23 protein-coding genes and 1 riboswitch are annotated in these 21523 nt (G+C 44.0%); of the genes, 11 read left to right on the forward strand and 12 right to left on the reverse strand.

Annotation, left to right across the window (positions count from 1 at the left end; genetic code table 11):
• Positions 1–74: 74 nt before the first annotated feature.
• A riboswitch (Lysine riboswitch) is annotated at positions 75–250 on the reverse strand.
• 57 nt (positions 251–307) lie between these two features.
• Genes A9176_RS08195 through A9176_RS08205 form a run of 3 tightly spaced genes read right to left on the reverse strand, consistent with a single transcriptional unit; the run spans position 308 to position 2574 of the window.
• Positions 308–649, reverse strand: coding sequence for a hypothetical protein (locus A9176_RS08195; RefSeq protein ID WP_242943222.1), 342 nt, complete (start codon positions 647–649; stop codon positions 308–310).
• 3 nt (positions 650–652) lie between these two features.
• Positions 653–2029: a nicotinate phosphoribosyltransferase gene (locus A9176_RS08200; protein WP_077283139.1), complete on the reverse strand. Its 1377-nt coding sequence runs from the start codon at positions 2027–2029 to the stop codon at positions 653–655.
• Positions 2026–2574, reverse strand: a complete 549-nt coding sequence (locus A9176_RS08205) for a transcriptional regulator (protein ID WP_077283141.1) — start codon at positions 2572–2574, stop codon at positions 2026–2028. Before A9176_RS08205 ends, A9176_RS08200 begins: the two co-directional genes overlap by 4 nt.
• A gap of 714 nt (positions 2575–3288) precedes the next feature.
• Here A9176_RS08205 and A9176_RS08210 point away from each other — a divergent pair.
• Positions 3289–3852 (forward strand): hypothetical protein, encoded by a 564-nt coding sequence (locus A9176_RS08210; protein WP_157093708.1) that lies wholly within the window; start codon positions 3289–3291, stop codon positions 3850–3852.
• An 82-nt stretch (positions 3853–3934) separates the two neighbouring features.
• Here the strand turns inward: A9176_RS08210 and A9176_RS08215 are convergent, their stop codons facing one another.
• The gene (locus A9176_RS08215) at positions 3935–4618 is read right to left on the reverse strand and encodes a VTT domain-containing protein (protein ID WP_077283145.1); all 684 of its coding nucleotides are present in this window, start codon (positions 4616–4618) and stop codon (positions 3935–3937) included.
• Positions 4619–4877: 259 nt separating this feature from the next.
• Between A9176_RS08215 and A9176_RS08220 the strand changes: the two genes are divergently transcribed.
• From A9176_RS08220 to A9176_RS08245, 6 genes are all read left to right on the forward strand, one after another.
• Positions 4878–5414: a nucleoside 2-deoxyribosyltransferase gene (locus tag A9176_RS08220; RefSeq protein ID WP_010004677.1), complete on the forward strand. Its 537-nt coding sequence runs from the start codon at positions 4878–4880 to the stop codon at positions 5412–5414.
• A 115-nt stretch (positions 5415–5529) separates the two neighbouring features.
• Complete coding sequence (gene rpmF / locus A9176_RS08225) at positions 5530–5703, forward strand: 50S ribosomal protein L32 (protein ID WP_010000541.1); 174 nt, start codon at positions 5530–5532, stop codon at positions 5701–5703.
• A gap of 108 nt (positions 5704–5811) precedes the next feature.
• Positions 5812–6447 (forward strand): copper homeostasis protein CutC, encoded by a 636-nt coding sequence (locus A9176_RS08230; protein ID WP_077283147.1) that lies wholly within the window; start codon positions 5812–5814, stop codon positions 6445–6447.
• 109 nt (positions 6448–6556) lie between these two features.
• Positions 6557–8254: an NFACT RNA binding domain-containing protein gene (locus A9176_RS08235; protein ID WP_077283149.1), complete on the forward strand. Its 1698-nt coding sequence runs from the start codon at positions 6557–6559 to the stop codon at positions 8252–8254.
• 57 nt (positions 8255–8311) lie between these two features.
• Entirely contained in the window at positions 8312–8818 is a 507-nt protein-coding gene (locus A9176_RS08240) for a transposase (protein WP_077281831.1), read from the forward strand.
• Positions 8819–8847: 29 nt separating this feature from the next.
• Entirely contained in the window at positions 8848–9669 is an 822-nt protein-coding gene (locus tag A9176_RS08245; RefSeq protein WP_242943223.1) for an IS3 family transposase, read from the forward strand.
• Between the two features lie 56 nt (positions 9670–9725).
• Here A9176_RS08245 and argF read toward each other — a convergent pair whose 3' ends face one another.
• The 8 genes from argF to A9176_RS08285 form a co-directional block, all read right to left on the reverse strand.
• Complete coding sequence (argF, locus tag A9176_RS08250; RefSeq protein ID WP_077283151.1) at positions 9726–10742, reverse strand: ornithine carbamoyltransferase; 1017 nt, start codon at positions 10740–10742, stop codon at positions 9726–9728.
• Positions 10739–12124 carry an argininosuccinate lyase gene (argH, locus tag A9176_RS08255; protein ID WP_077283289.1) on the reverse strand — a complete coding sequence of 462 codons (1386 nt, stop codon included), beginning with the start codon at positions 12122–12124 and terminating at the stop codon, positions 10739–10741. Before argH ends, argF begins: the two co-directional genes overlap by 4 nt.
• Before the next feature lie 77 nt (positions 12125–12201).
• Positions 12202–13431 (reverse strand): argininosuccinate synthase, encoded by a 1230-nt coding sequence (locus A9176_RS08260; RefSeq protein WP_077283153.1) that lies wholly within the window; start codon positions 13429–13431, stop codon positions 12202–12204.
• Positions 13432–13587: 156 nt separating this feature from the next.
• Positions 13588–14577, reverse strand: a complete 990-nt coding sequence (locus A9176_RS08265) for an LCP family protein (RefSeq protein ID WP_077283155.1) — start codon at positions 14575–14577, stop codon at positions 13588–13590.
• A gap of 60 nt (positions 14578–14637) precedes the next feature.
• Positions 14638–16002, reverse strand: a complete 1365-nt coding sequence (gene mgtE, locus A9176_RS08270) for a magnesium transporter (protein WP_077283157.1) — start codon at positions 16000–16002, stop codon at positions 14638–14640.
• Positions 16003–16061: 59 nt separating this feature from the next.
• Positions 16062–16964 (reverse strand): RluA family pseudouridine synthase, encoded by a 903-nt coding sequence (locus A9176_RS08275; RefSeq protein WP_077283159.1) that lies wholly within the window; start codon positions 16962–16964, stop codon positions 16062–16064.
• Positions 16965–17016: 52 nt separating this feature from the next.
• Positions 17017–17811 carry an NAD kinase gene (locus tag A9176_RS08280; protein ID WP_077283161.1) on the reverse strand — a complete coding sequence of 265 codons (795 nt, stop codon included), beginning with the start codon at positions 17809–17811 and terminating at the stop codon, positions 17017–17019.
• On the reverse strand, positions 17808–18386 hold the full coding sequence (locus A9176_RS08285) for a GTP pyrophosphokinase (RefSeq protein ID WP_010000552.1): 579 nt from the start codon (positions 18384–18386) through the stop codon (positions 17808–17810). The genes A9176_RS08280 and A9176_RS08285 overlap by 4 nt, the downstream gene beginning before the upstream one ends.
• Before the next feature lie 265 nt (positions 18387–18651).
• Between A9176_RS08285 and A9176_RS08290 the strand changes: the two genes are divergently transcribed.
• The 4 genes from A9176_RS08290 (at position 18652) to rarD (ending at position 21299) form a co-directional block, all read left to right on the forward strand.
• On the forward strand, positions 18652–19251 hold the full coding sequence (locus A9176_RS08290) for a DsbA family protein (protein WP_029509707.1): 600 nt from the start codon (positions 18652–18654) through the stop codon (positions 19249–19251).
• Between the two features lie 28 nt (positions 19252–19279).
• Positions 19280–19594 carry a hypothetical protein gene (locus A9176_RS08295; protein WP_077283163.1) on the forward strand — a complete coding sequence of 105 codons (315 nt, stop codon included), beginning with the start codon at positions 19280–19282 and terminating at the stop codon, positions 19592–19594.
• Positions 19587–20285 carry an SAM-dependent methyltransferase gene (locus tag A9176_RS08300; RefSeq protein WP_077283165.1) on the forward strand — a complete coding sequence of 233 codons (699 nt, stop codon included), beginning with the start codon at positions 19587–19589 and terminating at the stop codon, positions 20283–20285. The genes A9176_RS08295 and A9176_RS08300 overlap by 8 nt, the downstream gene beginning before the upstream one ends.
• 114 nt (positions 20286–20399) lie before the next feature.
• Positions 20400–21299 (forward strand): EamA family transporter RarD, encoded by a 900-nt coding sequence (gene rarD / locus A9176_RS08305; RefSeq protein WP_077283167.1) that lies wholly within the window; start codon positions 20400–20402, stop codon positions 21297–21299.
• The last annotated feature ends 224 nt before the right edge of the window (positions 21300–21523 follow it).

The raw sequence follows: 21523 nt of genomic DNA on the forward strand, positions 1-21523 counted from the left end.
AATTGATAACATAAAAAGCCTTCTGTTCGAGACATGGTCACGGACAAAAGGCTTCTAAAGCTTGCATTTTTGACAGTTTCCATAGCTCACCGTTATTTCTAACGACAGTCTAATAGTTCTTAACCATTAGCCCAACAAACCAACTTTGTAGTGTTCGTTCATTTCGGCGATTTCCCCTTTGACTTACCCTCCCAATTGCTACAACAATTCAGATAAGCGACTCCTGTCAATCGCAACCTCTATGTGAAATTAAATTTTATGTTGTTATTATAATAGCTTACGCATTTAAAAATGTCAAATTTTTAATTTAATATGGCGTGTCAATGAAAGTTAATCCTAATTCTTTGCCATATTTTTGGATTGTTGCTTCTGATAAATTCATTTCAAAAGCTAAATCAATATAACTTGTCATCCCGGCGTTAAACAAGGCGAGTACTTTAGCCTTACGTTCATCTTTACCGATTGCTGCCTCTGTGCCAAGCGCTTGTACGCCACGGCCAACGAGCGCTTGACTCATTTCACTTTTAGGCTTGTGGTCACGTTGATCGCGTTCACGATAAGCTTGCGCAGCAGCTTTGATGTCTAGTTGTTCGACTGTGACATCCGTTGTGATGTCACTGGCTTTTTTAAATTGGTAATTCAAGATCATTCCTCACACTTGGGCACGTTGTATTATCGCTTGCCCATCAACGGGGGCAAAAACGCCATTCTCATAAACGGTTGTCAAGAGATCTTCTCCTGGTTCGCTTTGTGATACTGTGACAATTTGGCCATCTCGGCGAATCACTTTAAGTAGTCCAGCTTTTGACGCTTTTGTGGCATCCGTTTTAGGCTTCTTTTGAATGTTGATGTGCTCACCAGTGGCGGTCTCCGCATAGGCTGCTTTGATAGCAAAGCGTGCGGTGTCTCGGGTAAAGCCTTCTTGTAACAAACCACCACCAGAGCCAACCACCAAGTTATCCGCTGACCAACCAGCGGCCATCAAAGCTTCATAAAGGGCAATAATTGTGTCTGCTTTCATGCCATCGCCTTGAATAATGCCGACATTATGTTGCAAAACGCGATAACCCTTGTCATTTGTCGTCGTCCCAAAAATTTCAGCAAGCAGGTCGAGTACTTGCAAATCAATGGTTAGTGGATCTCCAGAATCTGGTCTGAGAACAATTCGGCCTTCACGTGCCATAATCCGTGCTTTAATTTCCGGTGACCCAATCACATTTTTCACAAAATTGAGCGCATCGTATGAATCGATGACAATGGATAAAATAGCATCATCCGGTGCCCGATCCAATTGCGCATGGACATAGGCGAATTCACCGGCGTCAGCACCATATGACGTCGCCACCGAATGTTCCGTTGCCCAGACAGACAAAGCCCGTCCAGGCACGCCATAAACTAAGTCAAAATACGCCGAAGCTGCCATGTTATCAGAGCCACGGAAGTGCAATAAATGGGCAGCACCACCTCGTTTAGCAGATTCTAATGACGTCGCGCCACGCAACCCAAAATCATTAACTGCCAGCGACACATTGGCTGGCGTACCCGATTGTTCAAATAATGGCGTTAACCGTTGCCGAATGACCATTGAATTCGTGGCAATGGTTGTTGGATACCACACATGCATCAAAACGTCTTCTAACGCGTTCAAACTAGTGGCAAACCAATCAGCCGTTGACTCAATCGTAAAGAGCGCATTGCCCACTGGCACTGTCATACCTTCAGGTAATGCTTTAATTTTAACGGGGAAATAACCCAGATCACGGACTTTTTCCCAAACTGAGCGATTAAAAAAGGCTGCTGTGCCAAACGTGAGTTCACTCACACGAGCCGCTTCATCGATCATCTCATCCGTGATGGGTTGGCGGAAATAGGCGTCTAAAATCATTTGCAAGCCAAACCAACTCACCTGTTCATATTGGCCGCCAACGCGCGCTTCGCCATAAGAATATAATTTTGTTAACTGGGCAGGATACTGTAAATGATGGGTTAATTTATAGGCATCCGTTGCCAAAATGACATTTTCCGTCATGCTTTTATCTCCGGTAAGTCTGTTGCGATTAACTCACGGGTAACATCGTGGTAATCGTCCCCATGTAGCCGTAACAAGCGCCAATCATAGACTTTATCATCATCAAATTCATCAATATAAGGTTCAAATTCGCCTTCCGTTTGCAAAATCAAATATCCTGCAAAGGCAGCGACAAATTCGTCATCAGAAACCACCACACGGGTAAGTTTGCCGTTATGGAAGAAACCAACCACAAGTTGATCGCCTTGCCACTGACCTTCCACAGCCCACTTTAACGTGATCCAATCTGACATTGTCAAACCAAGATTCAACAAGTAATCAATCGACAAACGAATGTGAATCGGATGTGATTTGGTTTGGGCTTCAATGCCTTGGGCATCGAGTTGACTTGAAAAAATACCGACTAAAGCTTCCAGTTCCGCAATCGTTGGCAAACTGGCATCATCTTGCCATTCTTTGACCAAATCAGCGTTAACATCCAAGGCGTCCGCAATTTCTTGTGTGGTAATGTGTGTTAATTGTTGTAATTTTTCAATATTATTCATTTTTATGATACAGCGTTGCGACACGAACGTTTGCCCGTTGGGTCACAACTTTCCCCAATCTTTATAGTCACTCCTTAAATTATAGCACTGATCACGATGTGCCTATAAAAAAAGTCACGATTGACAGGCATTGTCATCGTGACCCATGATTCTCCAAAAACCCAGCATGAATTACAAAATGTGGAAATTTGTGTGAAAGAAAGTAGTTTTAGACAGTCTTGCGACCGATCAACAGGCGTAATTCATGTTGGGTCAACGCACCATGCGCTGTATCTAAAATTTATCACATTTATTGTATTTTTGTCACAAAATTGTCTAAAAAACACCTCACCCTATGCTAGAAAAACAGCACCATAATAGGCATTATCATCCCTAATTCACCCGAGCTAAAGCCAGTTGACGGCTGATCAAATACGGTAGTATAATGGCTTGTTGTAGCGTTATAAGCGCATCTTCAGGTTATGTTATCGCAACATAACCTGAATAATTTTCGATGAATTGCTTAACGTTTAACAATAGCCTATCATCATGTGCTGAGCAACCACATTAAAAGGCTTTGGGAGTGAGAATATGAGAGGAATGTTATCTTTACTTTGGATCATAACCTTGATCGCATTGGTGGCATTTTTTGTTCTATTGATCATTTTTGTGATCGACAAAGTTAAACAGCGTGACAGTAGCGTCAGCGGACGCGTATTGATCACAACACTTGTGATGAGTCTGATACTTTTAGTGACCTCATGTGGGGCCGATGTTGGGGCCGATGTTGGGGCCGAGATGGCCCGGGGCTTATCCTCAAATGTCGCAAAGTCTGACAACTTAGCTATCACATCTGATGATGACAGTAGCACTAATCAAGACTCTGAAATTGATGTCGATGTGGAACCTGATGATAATATTCATACGATAACTGAGGTGTCACCTAACATTAGCAATAATGAACCCATTGCCTATCACACAGACATCACGTATGAGCAAGTTGCCCACGCCCCAGCTAATTTTGCTGGCGAAAAAATGCAATTTAGCGGTAAAGTGGTCAAAATTGTGCCAACTGATGGTGATGATAAAGTTCGGCTTGCAGTCAATGACAACCCCAACAACCTATTGATTGTTGACGTGGATCAAGATTTGCTGAGCGGTTCAAACCTATCAGAAGGTCAACAAGTGACTTTTTCCGGTGTGATTGAAGGGATCGAAGCCTATCAAACAGATCAAGGCGATAAAGTAACCGCCCCGTCGATGGACGCTAAAATCATTAATTCCCAAACAAGTAACTAAACACACGCATGCCCGTTTGGGCGTACATAGCTAACTCACGTCTCAGTGTCACTGCAATAAAAAAAGCCACCTGGCGGCAGCTTTACTTGTTGTCATTTTCTTTTGCAATTTGCTTAGCGCGGTGGTTAATCACCATTGAACGGATAATACTGATAATTGTTGGCAAGATTGTCACAAAGGCAATACCAATAATGATGATTGAGAAGTTGTCCTTCACAAATGGAATATTACCAAATAGGTACCCTGCACCTGTGGCAATGAAACTCCATGAAAAGGCCGCAATCAATGTATTTCTGAAGAAATGGCTGAATGGGAATTGACTAATACCGGCCACCAATGGCACAAACGTCCGGACAATTGGCATATAACGACCAATAATAATGGCCATCGCCCCATGCTTTTCAAAGAAGCCTTCGGCTTCACGAATATGTTCTTCTTTGATAAAGCGGCGCATGAACGGATGCTGAAGTAACTTAGCCCCACCCGTTCGACTAATCCAAAAGTTCAAGGTGTCGCCAGCAACTGCGGCAACGAAGAACAATACCATAAACACCCAGTGATTAAGACCAGCTGCAATTCCCGCTGGCGTTGCAGCAACGGCTCCGGCAGCAAATAGTAAAGAATCACCTGGCAAAAACGGCATAATGATAGCGCCTGTTTCAACAAAAATAATAGTAAACAAAATAAGATAAGTCCATGGTCCAAATTGCGTAACCAAACTGGCAATATGGCTGTCAATATGAAGGATGAAATCAATCAGAAACATGTATTTTTTGTGTACCGCTCAGCAATAAAGCTGTGCTGTACACTTCTCCTATACGTTATTTTTTTGAATAAATTAAGTGTACCATAAAAAATATGCCATCGTGTTAAACTCCGATGCCAACTTGTGATGACATTTTCAATTTTACCAAATATACGGTAAGATATATAGATAGACACGGTCAGTTATTGTGTTAAAAATGATACAGTTGACTGACGCCTATGTCGAGTTAATTTGGATAAAATCCCAAGGAGAAAACACCATGAACGAAGCAAAGCTCATTCAAGATCTTGAAGAAATCAATCGCAATGTCGACAACAGCAAAAAGTTGCCAGGTGCAAAGAACGTCTACCTCGCTGCTGGTTGGTTCTCTGACAAGCAAGAAGAGCTCCTAAAAGACGCTTTTATTAAATTAAGTGCGAACCCTTCAATCGCTCACATTCACGTGCCGCTTTTGCACCAATATGGCGGTGTCGCTTTAGGTGAATCAAACAACGAACCAGGCTTTGAATGGGGTGCCATGACTTATAAGGCTGATATTAAGGCCATTGATAACTCAGATATTACGGTTGCTGTGTTTGAAGCCGAAAATCCAGACAGTGGTACAGCGATGGAATTAGGTTATTCTGTTGCCTCTAACACACCTGTTGTGTCTGTTTTTGACGGTAACCTTGACGAACACCCAATTAACTTGATGCTTTCTTTCGGTACTGATGCGCATGTTACATCAACTGCCGAACTAGCTGACTATGATTTCTTTGACATCACACCAAACCGTTACATGGGTAAGTTGATCTAAATTTAAGATGTCAAGTATAAACACTTGACACGACTTTTGAAAAACCTATTGACAAAAGCGTTAAATTTCGATAAACTTGACTAGTTGATAAATTGAAACGAAAGGAGGTGCCATTATGGCTACCCCATCAAACAAGAACTCTAAGTCTCACAAGCGTAACCGCCGCGGACACATCGGTTTGAATGTTCCTAACATTTTGTTGGATCAAGCAACTGGTGAATACCGTGTTGCCCACCGTGTTTCACCTTCTGGTGTTTACAACGGCAAGCAAGTTGCTGAAAAGAAGTAATATTGCAAATTAACCCATGCCTTACGGTATGGGTTTTTGTTTTCCCTGCTATTGGTCCAACTTCACACAAACAACAAACACATTGCGATTATGTGGTAAAATAGTGTCATGACAATTACAATTAGAGAAGCAGCGGTTGACTCTGTCGAAGCCGCCAAACTGATGCGCCGTAAAGGCGCAAACCGTATTGAATTAAGTGCCGATCTTGAAGTTGGTGGGTTAACCCCAGATACCCGGACAATTATTGATACCCTAATGGCAATCGATGATGTGCCAGTCATTATTATGGTTCGGCCACGGCCAGGCGATTTTGCCTACAATGACCTGGAATTACAACAAATGCAGGATAGTCTCCAACAAATTGCTGATGTTGGTGGTCAATATGTCACCTTTGGGGTCGTCCACGACCAACAATTGGATCAAACAGCCATGGCCCAACTCATTCAAGTGGCAACTGACTTAGATTTAGAAGTCGTCATGCATATGGCTTTTGATGCTATCGCCGTTGATGCGCAACCGGCCGCAATGTTTTGGCTAGCTGACCAGGGCGTCAAGCGTATTTTAATGCACGGTGGTCCACTTGCAACACCGATTTTTGATTGTGTGCCACACCTGCAAACACTCGTTAATACGGCCCCTGCCGGCCTCACCATTTTGCCAGGCGGTGGCATCACCCCTGACAATGCCCAACGCTTAGCGGATTCGTTAGGTGTCACGGAAATTCATGGGTCTCAAATTGTTTAAACTTACAAGCTTGACTGGTCACTTTAACATTTGTGTGAAGTGACTTTTTTATATCACACCTTTCAGTCGCGCACACGTGGCCAATATTAAGAAAAACGAGGACGTTATAATGCCATTAGACGGGCTATTTACCCATGCTTTAGTGCATGAATTTAACACATTACTGACCGGTGGCCGAATCACAAAGGTCCACCAACCCTATCCGAATGAAATTGTGCTCGTTGTGCGCAATAACGGGACTAACTATCCCCTCCTCTTAAGTGCCCATCCGACTTATGCTCGAGCACAAATCACACGGATTCCTTACGAAAATCCACAAACAGCACCAAACTTTGTGATGTTTTTGCGTCGTTACCTCGAAGGGGCAAAACTCCAAAAAATCGAACAAATTGCCAACGATCGGATCATTAATTTTTATGTCAATGCCCGCAATGAACTCGGTGACATCGAAGAAATTCGCTTAACTTTGGAAATGATGGGTCGCCACTCTAACCTGTTCTTAGTGCGTGAACACGATCAACGTATTTTAGAATTGATTAAACATGTGCCAGCTGATCAAAATCGGGTACGCTCACTCATGCCTGGTGCCACTTATATCATGCCACCAGCACAAGATCGCTTAAACCCATTTACGGCTGGCTTTGCGACCTTGGCACCCATGATTTTAGATCGTCCGGCTGACGAGTGGCCACAAATCATTCAGGCCACTTATCAAGGTTTTAGCCGCGATGCCGCCACGGCATTAGCTAATGCGATTGCTCAACCTGGTGATCCCTTGCAACATGCCCACGATTGGCTAGGCAATTTTGATGCGCCAACACCAACGCTGTTTACCAGTGATAAAGGTGCGCTCAGCTATGCTGCCTTCCCTTGGCAGCAGCCAGCCGCAGACATCACAACTTTTGAGACGTTAGGTGAACTGCTTGATGCTTATTATATCGGTAAAGCCGAGCGCGAACGGGTTAATCAACAAGCTGGCTCACTCGTACGTGTTGTTAAAAACGAACTCAAGAAAAATCAAGCTAAGCGCAAGAAATTGCTGGCCACGCTTGAAGATGCCGAAAACGCTGATGAGTTGAAGGTGATGGGCGATTTGCTGATTACCTACCCACACCTCGTTGAAAAAGGCATGACTTCAGTCGCAATCGAAAATTATTACGACAATAACAACCTGTTAACCATTCCACTCGATCCTAAATTAAATGGGTTGAAGAATGCCGAAAAATACTTTAATAAGTACCGCAAGTTACGCACAGCCGTCGCCTATGTCAATGAGCAAATGGCCTTAACGGATGCCGAAATTGATTATTTCAATAACATTGTGGCACAGTTAGATGTTGCCTCACCCAAAGATGTTGAAGATATCCGCTTAGAATTAACGACTGGCGGTTATATTCGTGCCAACAAAAAGAACAAGCAAAAGCCAAAGGTTTCACAACCGGATCGCTTTATCAGTTCTGACGGGACGTTGATTGAAGTCGGCAAGAACAATTTACAAAACGAGCGTTTGTCATTGAAACAAGCTGATCGGCGTGATATCTGGCTACACGTCCAAAAAATACCCGGCTCACACGTTGTGATTCGTGACGCAAAGCCATCTGACGAAACGTTGCTTGAAGCAGCCAAGCTAGCGGCCTACTTCAGCAAGGCCAGAGAGTCTGCCAATGTGCCAGTTGATTATTTACCGGCAGGTAAATTGCGCAAGCCAAACGGCGCAAAGCCAGGATTTGTGATTTTTGAAGGCCAACAAACCCTCTATGTCACGCCTGATGCTAACCTAGTTCGTCAACTCAAAGCTAATCACTAAAAAACACCGTTAATGTGGTGTACCCCGAAAGTTAAAGCAACTTTCGGGGTTTTATTTATGACTAAAATTTCAAAACAAATTAAACTTCAGGCAATTCAAGATTATCTGTCTGGAAAATATTCCATACGTGGCATTACTGCTCGATATGGTATTGCTAACAGTGTCTTTCGCATGCTTATTGCCGCATACAAAAGTTTTGGATCAGATATATTATTTAATCCACCAGCAATCACACCTGAATTTAGGATTAAAGTGGCATCATGGGCCATTCAAAATAACGCTTCTCATAGTCAAGTGGCTGCTAAGTTCGGCTATACAGGCATTGCCCAAATTGTTTCGTGGAAGAAGATCTATTCACAACTAGGGCCAAATGGGTTATTATCTATTCAAAAAGGACGATCACCTAGAATGGCTAATAAGAAACCTAAGCAAGTAAAACAGCTCACAGAAACTGAAAAACACATTGCCCAACTAGAAGACGAAAACCTACGACTAAAGATTGAAAATGAAGCGTTAAAATTATTAGCCTCGATTCAGCAACGAACCGACAACTCGCAGAAGTAGCTTGCCGGCTCGAGGCGCAATTTAAATTGGTGGCTATCCTAAAGGTTCTGCCAATCGCAGAAAGTACAGTGCATTACTGGAAACGACAGTTTAAAAATGATGACCCTGATGCACCCCTTCGTGCGGCTATTAGGACAATCTGGGAAGCTGATAATCACTACGGTGTGCGAAGAGTGTATTTAAAGTTACGTCAACAACCAGCGTTTAAAGCGGTAAATCACAAGAAAGTACAACGGCTAATGCATGAAATGGGGCTAAAGGGTGTTGGCTACAATAAGCAATCACGTCAGTATGATTCATCCAAAGGACCTGAAGGAAAACGTGTGAAGAACAAGCTTCACCGTCGTTTCAAGACTAATCGGCCATTACAAAAATTAGCTAGCGATGTTACTGAATTTAAGATTTCAGCGACTGGTGAAAAGGTCTATTTAGAACCGATTCTTGATATGTATAACAATGAGATTCTTACCTATGCCATTAGCACGCGTCCAGATCTCGCCTTTACCTTACAACCGCTTAATCAGCTCGTAGCGCAATTGCCAAAACTTTCGTATCGTACAACAATTCACACTGATCAAGGCTGGCAATATCGCCATAGAACATGGCGTAAAACACTAAAGAAAAACCGCATTATCCAAAGCATGTCGCGTCGTGCGACTGCTCTAGACAATGCGGTTATGGAAAGCTTCTTTAATAAGCTTAAAGTTGAAATCGGGCCACTAAACAAGTATTCATCAGCTAAAGCGTTGATAGATGCCGTCAATAATTGGATACTATATTACAACAACACACGCATCCAAACAAAATTAAACGGCCACTCACCGGTAGAATACCGACAACTGGCCGCTTGATTAGCTAAAATATTTTACTTTAACTTTTTGGGTACACCACATAACACGGTGTTTTTTTATTTGGGTTCCGGTAAAAATAAATGCCCTAACGTGGCAGCCATCACCGCTTTAATCGTATGTAACCGATTTTCTGCTTGGTCAAATTGGCGCGCATACGGCGCATGGAAAACCTCATCAGTAATTTCCATCTCCGTCAGGCCAAACTCAGCATAAATTTTCTGCGCCATGGTTGTTTCCAGATCATGAAAAGCTGGTAAGTCATGCAACACAATCACTTGATCATTGCCCGTTAAATCAACTAATGTCTGATTAATTTGGTAAGGTGCAAGCAGCTCGATACGTGTTGCAAAGCTTGCTTCTTCCCCCATCGAGGCCCAAACATCCGTGTATAACACGTCAACCCCCGCCACCCCAGCAGCAATATCATCAGTAATCAAGAGTTGTGCCCCCGAAACCTGGGCTTTTTCGGCTGCTAACGCTTGGATTTCTGCTGCTGGTTGCAGCGCTTCAGGCGCGACAATATGCACATTCACCCCTAAAATAGCGCCCGTGACCAAAAGTGAATGTGCCACATTGTTACGCCCATCCCCAAGATAGGCCAGTGTGATCCCTGACAGCGTCCCAAAATTTTCTTGAATCGTTAGAAAGTCCGCCAGCATTTGCGTGGGGTGCCAGTCATCAGTTAGTCCGTTCCATACAGGCACACCAGCATCTTTCGCCAGATCTTCGACCACCTGTCGTGAAGCGCCACGATATTCAATCCCATCGTACATACGGCCCAAGACTTTTGCTGTATCTGCCAAGGATTCCTTCTTGCCAAATTGGATATCCTGCGCTCCTAAAAACTCGGCGTGTGCGCCCAAGTCATTAGCCGCCACGGTAAAACTTGAACGGGTTCGGGTTGACGTTTTTTCAAACAGGAGCGCAATGTTTTTACCCTGTAAGTAAGGATGGGGAATATGTTGCTGCTTTAAATATTTGAAATGTGCAGCTAATTGAATCAGTGTCTCTAATTCTGATTTTGAGAAATCTACTTCTTTTAAAAAGGATTTACCCTGAAAATGTGATATCATCCCCGTGCCTCCAGTTGCTTTTGATGCCGTGCAATTTCTTTTTTAACATTGGCCACTGCTGTACCACCAAGCGAGGTCCGGCGATTGACCGCTGTCTCGGATTGCAAGACTTGATAAATATCATCTTCAATCTCTTGTGCGGCTGCTTGTAACGTTGCCAATGGCATCGCTTGCAATGGTGTTGCCGTTTGAATCCCTAACAACACCAATTGGCCGACAATCGCATGCGCTTCACGGAATGGGACACCTTTGGTTGCCAAGTAATCAGCCAATTCGGTCGCATTAGAAAAATCATCTTGAGTGCTGGCCAACATGCGTTCTTCATGCACCGTTAAACCACTGAGCATGCCAGTAAATATTTTAGTGGCAGCAATTACCGTGTCCATGACGTCAAAGACCTGGGCCTTATCTTCTTGCATGTCTTTGTTATACGCCAATGGCAAGGCCTTCATGGTTGTCAATAAGCCCATCAATGCGCCATAAGTGCGCCCTGTCTTACCACGGACTAATTCGGCAAAATCGGCGTTCTTTTTTTGTGGCATAATTGATGAGCCGGTTGAGAAGTCATCTGAGAGTTCAATATAGTTAAATTCATAGGTTGACCATAGGATCAATTCTTCTGCCATCCGTGACAAATGCATCATTAACAGGGAGGCATTTGCCAAAAATTCAACGGCAAAGTCACGATCGGAAACAGCATCTAACGAATTATGATAAATATCCGCAAAGCCGAGTTCAGCTGCGACAAATTCACGATCAATTGGAAAGGTTGTCCCTGCCAAGGCTGCTGCCCCAAGTGGCAAGATATCCGTATGCTTTTGATTAAATTCAAAACGTTCATAGTCTCGCTGAAACATCTCGACATAGGCTAATAAATAGTGCCCATAGGTAATTGGTTGTGCATGTTGTAAATGTGTATAACCTGACATAATGGTGCCCGCATGTGTGCTGGCTAACGTCAATAATGTTTGTTGGAGTTCGGTAATCGCCGCCATGACTTGCGGCAAACGGTGTTTCACCCATAAATGAAAATCAGTAGCGACTTGATCGTTTCGTGAGCGGGCAGTGTGTAATTTCCCCGCTACTGGGCCAATTTTGGCTGTCAGTAACGCTTCAATATTCATATGAATATCTTCATGTTGCACATCAAAGGCTAACTCACCCGCAGCCAGTTCTTGCTGTAATGCCTTGAGACCGGCCACGATTTGGGCCGCATCTGTGTCAGAAATAATCCCTTGGCGACCTAGCATCGTTGCATGCGCAATTGAGCCTTCAATATCTTCAGCGGCCATTGCTTGGTCAAATGTAATTGATGCACCGAAGGCATCGACCCAGGCCGCAGCATTTTCGGTAAAACGACCACCCCATAATTTCGTTGTCATGTGACTTTGTTGATGCGTGGTGAACACCACTCATCTTTCCTTTCCTTAAGCTATGTACAGTGGCAAAGCCACTATTTTTAGACTTCGACTTGTTTAACTGGCTTTTGGCTGTGGACGTGGTTGACTTGTTCGTAAACCGTGTTACTCAATGTCCATAGCTTGATAAAGCCAACCGCTGCTTCTTGGTCAAAGGATGAGGCACTGGTATACGTGGCCAGGTCTTCATCATAAAGTGAGTTATGTGCCGATTGACGCGCCACCGCAATGGCATTTCCCTTAAACAACTTCATTTTCACGATCCCATTAACGTTCTTTTGGGTGTCATCAATAAAGGCCATTAAACTGTCAAATAATGGTGAGACCCACTTGGCCTCATATACCAAATTAGCTAGTTGTTGCTCGATGATTGGCTTGAAATGCGCCACGTCACGTTCCAGCGTCAAATCTTCCAAATCTTTATGCGCCGTCATCAACACGGCAGCAGCTGGCGCTTCATAAATTTCACGTGATTTGATCCCCACCAAGCGGTTTTCAATGTGATCAATTCGGCCAATCCCATGTGCCCCCGCTAATTCGTTAAGCTGATTAATGAGATCAGCCAACGGCAAGGCCACGCCATCAAGGGCGACTGGTACCCCTTGTTCAAAAGTCACGTCCACAAACGCTGGCGTATCAGGTGTATTTTCAATTGCGTTGGTCAACGCATACGCTTCTTCAGGCGCTTGATGCCAGGGGTTTTCTAAAATACCGGCTTCAATAGCACGTCCCCAGAGATTTTCATCAATTGAGTAAGGCGAATCCAACACAATCGGCACTGGCACGCCATGTGCATTGGCATAAGCGATTTCTTCTTCTCGTGACCACTGGAAGTCACGGATCGGGGCTTCAATTTTCATGTCCGGATCTAGTGCATGAATCGCGGCTTCAAAACGAACTTGATCGTTTCCATGTCCCGTTGAGCCATGCGCAATGGCTACTGCATTGTTTTCATGGGCAATATCAACTAACTTTTTAATAATCAAGGGCCGAGACAAGGCTGAAACCAAAGGATACTCGCCTTCATACAACATGTTAGCTTTAATCACTGGCGCAACATAGTCCGTTGCAAATTCCGCTTGGGCATCAATCACAATCGATTGGCTTGCCCCAACCTTGAGGGCTTTAGCTTGAATCATGTCCATGTCTTTACCATGTTGTCCAACATTTAAGACAACGGCGATGACGTCATACCCTTTTTCTTTCAACCAAGGAATGGCCACCGAAGTATCCAATCCGCCTGAATAGGCTAATACCAATGTTTCTGTCATGTGCTCGACCTCCGTGTTTATCTATGCATTAATACTACCGCGAGACGTTTATTTATTCAACATAAATTCGTTTATATACATTAAAAGTGTGTATATTGCGTGAATTTGTGTATTTTATTGCACAAAAAAACAGGTTATGCAACCTGTTTAATACGATTATTCTGCCATTTGGGCGGTAATTTCGTCATGAATACGCGTGATTTCCGTTGGACTCATGATTTCAACAGCACCAAGGGCGCCCATATTTCGTGTTGTGCCATGCAATTGGTCTTGCTTGACATTCGCAAAGGCACCACGATAATCCATCGCTAATTTTTGCATGGCATGTGTTGACATGTCTGTTTGTACGTTATTTGATACTGTATTTAACAATGTATCATTAAACAATGTCCCAACATTCGTCGCCTTCTTCAAGACTGCCCGAATAATCAACTGTTGCCGCATTTGACGGCCATAGTCCCCGTTAGGATCTTCGTGTCGCATCCGTGAGAAGGCCAAAGCTTCATTTCCATCCATGTGATATGTTTGACCGGCTGTGAAGCTGTATTGCTTAGCTGCGTTAGCTTGGGTATCATCGCCTTCAGTTGTAAAGGTGATTGGTGACGTGACATCCACGCCACCAACGGCATCGACCATCTTGACCAAGCCACCCATGTTAATCAAAATATAGCCGCCATTAATTTTAATATCGAGTAAATTTTGAACAGCTTCAATGGCTGAATCTGCATTGCCGTAGGCATAGGCGGCATTGAGCTTCATTTGTTGACCATTGACTGTCACCAACGTGTCACGGGCAATTGACGTCATTGTTGTCGTGTTGGTCTTAGGGTTCACCGTCATCACAATCATCGTGTCAGTACGTCCCTTGTAATCACGACCCAAATCACCAGTATCGGTTCCAAGCAACAGATAAGACATTGGCTTCTTATCATCGATTAATTGATCCGCTTTTTTAGTCATTTTTGACGGTGCTTGCATTTTAGTGACCGTTCGGTTCATTTTGTAATAGGCCAAAGCCCCAACCGCAACGCCGGATAACAGCAATAATAAGACAACTGTGATCAAGATACGTCGTACCCAATGTCTTTTTTTCGGTTGTTTCCCACCATTTTGGTGTCTTTGATGCATGTCGCTACGCGTTGGCATTATTTTTCTCCTTGCCTTATTAATTCAATAGTATACACAATCAATCACGTCACAACAAGATTAGCCACCAGCAAGATGTACCAAAAAGAGTTGTGCCACATTGAAATAAATCAACACGGACGTTAAATCAGATAGTGTGGTAATAAACGGGCCACTGGCGACCGCTGGGTCAAATCCCAATTTGTCAATCAACAAAGGAATAAGATAGCCGGCCAAATTCGCTACCATGATGGCCATGGTCATCGCCACCCCCACGGCAAAGCCGAGAATCATATTGTGCTTCCAAAAAGTGACAATCGCGAACACTGACATCCCTGTTGCCAACCCAACAATCAAGCCTGCAATCACTTCACTCAGAAAGTCACGCAAGCCACTATTTTCACTGCCGACGGCAATCCGGCGCACAGCCAAGGCCAAGGACTGGGTGCCGGCATTACCAGCAGTTCCCGTAATCAGGGAAATAAACGCGGCCAAAATGGCCACTTGTCGTACCAAACCGTCAAATGAGCCAATTACCGTCGCCGTTAGCATCCCCAACAGCAACAAAGCAATCAACCACGGAATGCGCTTCACCGCTGAATGCCAAGGTGAATCATTAATTTGACTCACGTTCACGGCAGCCAAACCAGAATAATCTTCAACTGCTTCTTCATCAATAACATCCACGATATCATCGACAGTAATCACACCCAATAAATGATTCTTATCATCCGTAACGGGAATTGACAAGAAATTATAATCAGCCACAATTTGCGCAACTTCTTGCTGGTCATCACCGGCCCGCACGCTAATAATGCGATCATTGGTGATTTCTGAAACGGGCATGTCATCTGGATGCGTCAACAAATCACGCAGTGAAATAACTCCAACCAGTAACCCTTGTTGGTCTAATACGTAAACGTAGCTAATGGACTCGGCCTCAAGCGCTTGTTTTTTAACCAACCGCATGACTTCGCCGACTTTCAAATCCTCTTTGACCGCCAAATATTCCGTCGACATCAGTGAGCCGGCCGTTTGATCATCATAGTTGATCAGCTTACGAACCGAATCAGCATCGGCCTTTGGCATAAGACTGAGATACGTGGCAATTTGTCCTGACGGCATTTCTTGCAATAAATCAACCGCGTTATCGGTATACATTTCTTGTAAAATTTGTGCGCCTCGTTGTGGCGGCATTTCTGCTAACAAGCCAGCAATGTCCACTTCATCGACATCTAAATTATCAAATACCGCGGCCAAAACATCTGTTGGTAATAAACGCCACGCCACTGCACGAAATTGTTCTGGTAATTCGGCATAAACCTGCGCCATTTCAAAATCGTGCAACGCTTCAAAGCTCTCAATGAACTCACTGTCTTGCCCTGACTGTAACAAGTCAGATAGGAGTTGAATTGTTTCATCTAATTGTTCAGTTTGTTCTGCCATGTTATCACCCACCTATCTTGACTTGTCACCAGCAATTATCAAACAAAAACGCGATCAGATTATGCCAAATCGCGTAGCCCTTTTAAATCTTCTGGTAACTTCGTATTAAACTCACGGTAATCCTCAATAAAAGGATCATAAAACTTCATATGGTAAGCATGCAAGGCTTGTCGTCCCAAGCCATGCCAAAGTGGCCCACCATAGAGATCATCGCCAACTAAAGGATACCCAATATTTTGGAAATGAACGCGAATTTGATGTGTCCGACCAGTATGCAATTGCACGCGCACACGCGTCATCGGATTATCGCCATCTTCATCATAGCGGCGTTCAACCCAGTATTCTGTCCGCGATGGCTTTCCATCATCACGGACTTCACGCTTAATAAAATCACCCTCAACGCGACCAATTGGCGCATTGATATCACCATGATCCTCTGTCAAAATGCCACTGGTGTAGGCTAGGTAGAACTTTTCCACCGTATGCTCTTGCAGTTGTTGATCCAAAACGGCATGCGCAAAGCGATGCTTAGCCAACAACACAATCCCTGACGTGTCGCGATCAAGTCGTGTGACGACGTGTGGCACCAAATCTTCGGCGTTTGTTTCTTCTAGATGCCCCTTGACTTGGTTGACCAACGTGTGCAACCGGTCAGCATGGCCAGGCACAGTCGTCACCCCATAGGGCTTATCAACAACGAGCCAATGTTCATTTTCAAAAATGATGTTTAACGGCTTGTAATCCGGCACCACCAAATCATTACTTTTTTCCGTTGGCATCACGATGGTCACTTCATCGCCATCATCTAAATAATCCGATGTGTACACCGGTTGGCCATTTTTTAAAATCGCCCCACCATTGTGTTTCATTTGGCTAAACATCCGGTGCGACACACCGTGTGCTTGTAAAAATGTGCGCACTTTGCGCTGTTCAGTCCCTGAATAGGTCCATGTAAATTGCATGTTTATGCCACGTTTGACACACAAAACGTGTCAAACATTTCCTCTCATTTAATTAACTGATGTCACTAATAAACGCACGTTTCACGCGCTGCCAAAAATCCACATGCCGATAAGCAGCAAAATGAATTTTTTTATCCGCCACGCGGAAACGTAATTCGGCGATGTTTTGACCCTTGATATCAGACTGGTCATACATCACCAAAAAATGATCACTTTTTGGTCGCATCACAATTTCTTGACCATCTGGCACAATCAGTGGTGAACCTAGTGTTCGGAATACGCGGTTGTTAATGGAAGCAATTTCCGACATTTGAATGGCCGGAATACTGGGATGTAGCACTGCCCCACCATTGGCCTTGTTATAGGCTGTTGACCCAGACGGTGTTGCAACCGCAATCCCATCGCCACGAAACCGTTCAAATAATTGATCACCAAGATAAATATCGGCCACCAGCGTCCCCATGGGTTGCTTAATGACCGCTTCATTTAACGCCAAAAAACGATACTGTTCCCCACTGTCATAAACAGCCGTCATTTCCAGTAAGGGATAGCTGACCCGTTCATTATTATCATGTTGGAGACTTGCGACCAACTGCGGTAGTTCCGTTCGCAACCAGTCCGTATAAAACCCCAAGTGGCCAGTATGCAAGCCAACAAAACGCACCGTATCAATTTGATCGACGTAATGTTGAAACGCCCCTAGAAACGTCCCATCACCACCTACCGACACGACGACGTCTGGTCGTTCATGATCAATGGTTAGTCCCGCTCTTTCCAGCGCAACGATTAACGCTTGGGTAATCGTTTGTGAACTGGCGTCATGATTGTTAAAAATTGCTATTTTCATTCTGCTGCCCGAATTTCACTGACACGTTGATCCCATTCAAAATTTTCATCCGCTAACAAGGTTAGTTGTTCTGCCAAATCAGCTGGGAGTTCGTTGCCATGCTTATAACGCAAATCATGTTCAATCGTTGCCCAGACATTCATGGCAATCGTGCGAACTTGAATTTCGGCTAACACTTTTTTCTCACCATGATACATCTGAACTGGATATTCAATCACAATATGATATGAGCGATAACCAGACGGCTTCGCATTCATCACATAATCACGTTCTTCTAAAATTTGAAAATCAGAGCGTTCCCGCAGTAATTCAACAACGCGGTACACATCTTCCACATATTTTGTCATCACGCGGACGCCGGCAATATCTTGTAAATCAAGCGCTAAACGTGATTCGTCCAAGTGGCGTCGTACAATTTTTTCTTCAATAGATGCCCGTGATTTTACCCGACCAGTCACGAATTCGATGGGTGAATTTTTCCCATCTTGTTCGTACTGTTCGCGTAACCCACGCAGCTTTACTTTTAATTCTGTCACTGTCTGCTCATATGGCACGAAGAATTGGTCCCAATTCATAATGACACCTCTTTCTCAACATAATTATCATTCAGGCAGACGTCGTTGTCCCTTATTCAAATACAGCAACTCATTTAATTATCATTTAAGGTCATGATCATGAAATAAGTGTGGCTGAAATTGTTGATTGCCCTCACATTTTATTTTAACACAGATCTTGTTTGGTTTTGAGCGTATCAGTCGACAAGGACGTGTTTTGCGGGTAAAATAACTCTCTGGACAATAGCTCATTTTAAGTCTCACTATCTTGATACGGAGGCATCACATGCTTGATATTTATCATTTTTCCAACCCATTTTCACCAACCTGTTTAAAAACTGAAGAACGCTTACTTTATATTACCCCTGGTCTCGCCACGCGCACCCGTCTACGGTTCATTCCGTTGATCAACCCCGATACAGTTACCGAATATGCGACGCACCGCGCAGTTTTAACGGACCAACCCACTTCGCTAGCCGATACAATTTTCCACGTGGTGTGTGATTATAAAGCAGCCCAAATCGAAGGTAACAAAAAAGCCCGCAACTTTTTGGTGCAAATCCAACAACGTGTGACAAACCAAAATCTACCTTATTCAGAAGCCCTGTCAGTTGCCACAGCGCAACAAGTTGGCCTCAATACAGATGATTTCTTGCACAATCGGGTCACGGATGATACGCTGGCGGCTGTGATTGCGGATCAAAAATTAGCGCAAACGATGTTGCAACGCCAAGAAGCGGCAATTGCTATTGACGATATGCTCACCCACGAAATGCAACTGGTAACGGACTTCTCAGTGGCGAACTTAGTGCAAACCTTTGGGCCGCACTTGGGCAATCACATGACCCCTTTGGCGCTCCAACAACAACTTGAAGCGTTGGCCTAATGCCATTATTCTCGGAAAGGTCGTTAAGATGCGAAAAATATTTGAAGTTATTGGCGCTATTGTGACCGTGATATTAGGCCTCGTAGTCGCTATCCCTGTCTCACTTGCCGTAATTGGTGTGGCTGTCCCAGCCATTCTGATTTTTGTGGCAGCTATTTTCTTAATTGTTTTGTTGGTTTTAGCCATCTGTGGCGTTGTTGCGCTAATGACTTTTTGGCGTATGCGCTACCAGTTAAAACATGGTGGTGGCGTTGATTTTGTCTTTAACGGCAAGCGTTATCATGTTGAAACCCTCTCAAAGCGTCACCCGAATAACCGTCGTGATGTCACTGACGATGTTTAAACAACTCCAACAGTTTCAGCAACAATTCGCTGATCACCCTGTCGCACAACGCAAAATTAACGCGGCACTCGCCACCTATCTAGGCTTAGCCCAACGACAATTACCCGATGACCCGTTACCAGCACTCAGTTTTAGTGTCCACCAACTCGTCAACCAGCCAGCATTAATGGCATTAGAAACCCTACTAGCTGACTTTCGTCAGGCGTTAATTACGACTTATGGGATTTGGCATTTGCCCAACAACCGCTGGTTGGATGACTTGCACGACTTCGTTGCCGGACGTCCAGTACTGGAGATAATGGCTGGTAATGGCGTGATTTCGCATGGGTTACGCGCGCGGGGTGATGATGTGGTCGCGACCGACAACTTTGTCTGGTCAGGCCAAGATAATCAACGTCCTGATCCTTGGACAACTGTGATACCTTGCGCTGCTGACCAAGCCTTGCGTATTTATCCCCATGCGGTGGTAATTATGAGCTGGGCACCCGACACGGATAACAGTGATTTGGCCGTCTTACAGGCATTACGTCAAGCACATTTTGCTGGTGATTTCATTATCATTGGGGAGAAAATGCAAGCAACCAATTCTCCTGCATTTTGGGCAACTGCCCAGTTAACAGTGCCACCGCTACTCAATCAACATCATCATAGTTTTGACAACATCCATGATCACGTCTATCTCGTTAAATAAATCCAGTCAGTCGATTGGATTTATTTTTTTGCATAAAAATGACAGTTTTATCATTTTTTTAATTCAACCATGATATGATAATCATAACTTTTTAATTTGACAGGAGAAAAATAGATGGGCAATACACGAGTTGGTGTGACTTCAGGCTTACTGGCCTACGTATTTTGGGGCGTTCTGGGTATCTTTTGGGAATTACTCCATGCCGTTCCGGCACTCGATACCTTAGCTTACCGCATTGTTTGGTCCTTGGTGACCATTTTCGTGGTGCTGCTTTTTCAAAATAGTTGGCGGACTGTCTGGCAAACCATTGTCACCCTCACACAAAACCGAAAAATTCTTTGGATCATGCTGAGTGGTCTACTGATTACCGTCAACTGGTATATTTACATTTATATGGTGACACATAATCAAGCAACCGAAGCGAGTCTTGGTTACTACATGATGCCCTTGATGAATGTGGCCATTGCGGTATTGTTCTTGCACGAGCGGTTATCGCCAGCTAAAATGATCGCCTTACTCCTGGTTGTGATTGGCGTCGTACTGTTGACTAAGCAAACTGGCGCGTTGCCATTGTCGACGTTACTGATGGCGGCCTCTTTTTGCCTCTACAGCTTGATTAAAAAACAAGTGCCACTGCCAGCAACAATTTCACTCGCATTAGAAACCCTATGTGTGGCGCCATTTGCCGCCATTTATTTACTTTTGTCGCCCCATATCCTCACACAAAACGGGCCAACAGTAACCGGTTTGATTATTGCCAGTGGTGCCGTGACTGTTGTGCCACTCGCCCTCTTTGCCGTTGCCACCAAAAATACGCAATTTATGACGCTTGGCTTTATTCAATATTTAAATCCAACCATGCAACTCCTAGTCGCCGTTTTCGTATTACACGAACCTTTAAGCTGGCATAAAATCGTGGTGTTTGTCTTTATTTGGGCCGGTATTGCCGTCTTTGTCCTAGAAAGCGTCTATCAATACCAGCATCTCCGGCAAACCCATCATGCGCTACGTTAATCAAGATAACCAATCATAACCCTTTAACGTTGGTGTGATTGTTGACGATTATGATAAATACAACCCCTTAGCACCGAGCAAGGTTAAGGGGTTTTTGTTTGCCTATTTTTTAGACTTATGAACCAAATTGATTAACATTGCATTAAATATACATTAAATTCATAGTTATGGTATATTAATTTACAGTGACATGATAACCAAATAAGAAATTCATCATTTTTAAC

This window comes from Leuconostoc garlicum, assembly GCF_001998805.1.
GTDB lineage: Bacteria > Bacillota > Bacilli > Lactobacillales > Lactobacillaceae > Leuconostoc > Leuconostoc lactis.

Coding starts and splice junctions, on each gene's coding strand:
- A9176_RS08195 (WP_242943222.1), bottom strand. CDS start 649: ATGATCTTGAATTACCAATTTAAAAAAGCCAGTGACATCACAACGGAT.
- A9176_RS08200 (WP_077283139.1), bottom strand. CDS start 2,029: ATGACGGAAAATGTCATTTTGGCAACGGATGCCTATAAATTAACCCAT.
- A9176_RS08205 (WP_077283141.1), bottom strand. CDS start 2,574: ATGAATAATATTGAAAAATTACAACAATTAACACACATTACCACACAA.
- A9176_RS08210 (WP_157093708.1), top strand. CDS start 3,289: ATGAGTCTGATACTTTTAGTGACCTCATGTGGGGCCGATGTTGGGGCC.
- A9176_RS08215 (WP_077283145.1), bottom strand. CDS start 4,618: ATGTTTCTGATTGATTTCATCCTTCATATTGACAGCCATATTGCCAGT.
- A9176_RS08220 (WP_010004677.1), top strand. CDS start 4,878: ATGAACGAAGCAAAGCTCATTCAAGATCTTGAAGAAATCAATCGCAAT.
- rpmF (WP_010000541.1), top strand. CDS start 5,530: ATGGCTACCCCATCAAACAAGAACTCTAAGTCTCACAAGCGTAACCGC.
- A9176_RS08230 (WP_077283147.1), top strand. CDS start 5,812: ATGACAATTACAATTAGAGAAGCAGCGGTTGACTCTGTCGAAGCCGCC.
- A9176_RS08235 (WP_077283149.1), top strand. CDS start 6,557: ATGCCATTAGACGGGCTATTTACCCATGCTTTAGTGCATGAATTTAAC.
- A9176_RS08240 (WP_077281831.1), top strand. CDS start 8,312: ATGACTAAAATTTCAAAACAAATTAAACTTCAGGCAATTCAAGATTAT.
- argF (WP_077283151.1), bottom strand. CDS start 10,742: ATGATATCACATTTTCAGGGTAAATCCTTTTTAAAAGAAGTAGATTTC.
- argH (WP_077283289.1), bottom strand. CDS start 12,124: ATGACAACGAAATTATGGGGTGGTCGTTTTACCGAAAATGCTGCGGCC.
- A9176_RS08260 (WP_077283153.1), bottom strand. CDS start 13,431: ATGACAGAAACATTGGTATTAGCCTATTCAGGCGGATTGGATACTTCG.
- A9176_RS08265 (WP_077283155.1), bottom strand. CDS start 14,577: ATGCCAACGCGTAGCGACATGCATCAAAGACACCAAAATGGTGGGAAA.
- mgtE (WP_077283157.1), bottom strand. CDS start 16,002: ATGGCAGAACAAACTGAACAATTAGATGAAACAATTCAACTCCTATCT.
- A9176_RS08275 (WP_077283159.1), bottom strand. CDS start 16,964: ATGCAATTTACATGGACCTATTCAGGGACTGAACAGCGCAAAGTGCGC.
- A9176_RS08280 (WP_077283161.1), bottom strand. CDS start 17,811: ATGAAAATAGCAATTTTTAACAATCATGACGCCAGTTCACAAACGATT.
- A9176_RS08285 (WP_010000552.1), bottom strand. CDS start 18,386: ATGAATTGGGACCAATTCTTCGTGCCATATGAGCAGACAGTGACAGAA.
- A9176_RS08290 (WP_029509707.1), top strand. CDS start 18,652: ATGCTTGATATTTATCATTTTTCCAACCCATTTTCACCAACCTGTTTA.
- A9176_RS08295 (WP_077283163.1), top strand. CDS start 19,280: ATGCGAAAAATATTTGAAGTTATTGGCGCTATTGTGACCGTGATATTA.
- A9176_RS08300 (WP_077283165.1), top strand. CDS start 19,587: ATGTTTAAACAACTCCAACAGTTTCAGCAACAATTCGCTGATCACCCT.
- rarD (WP_077283167.1), top strand. CDS start 20,400: ATGGGCAATACACGAGTTGGTGTGACTTCAGGCTTACTGGCCTACGTA.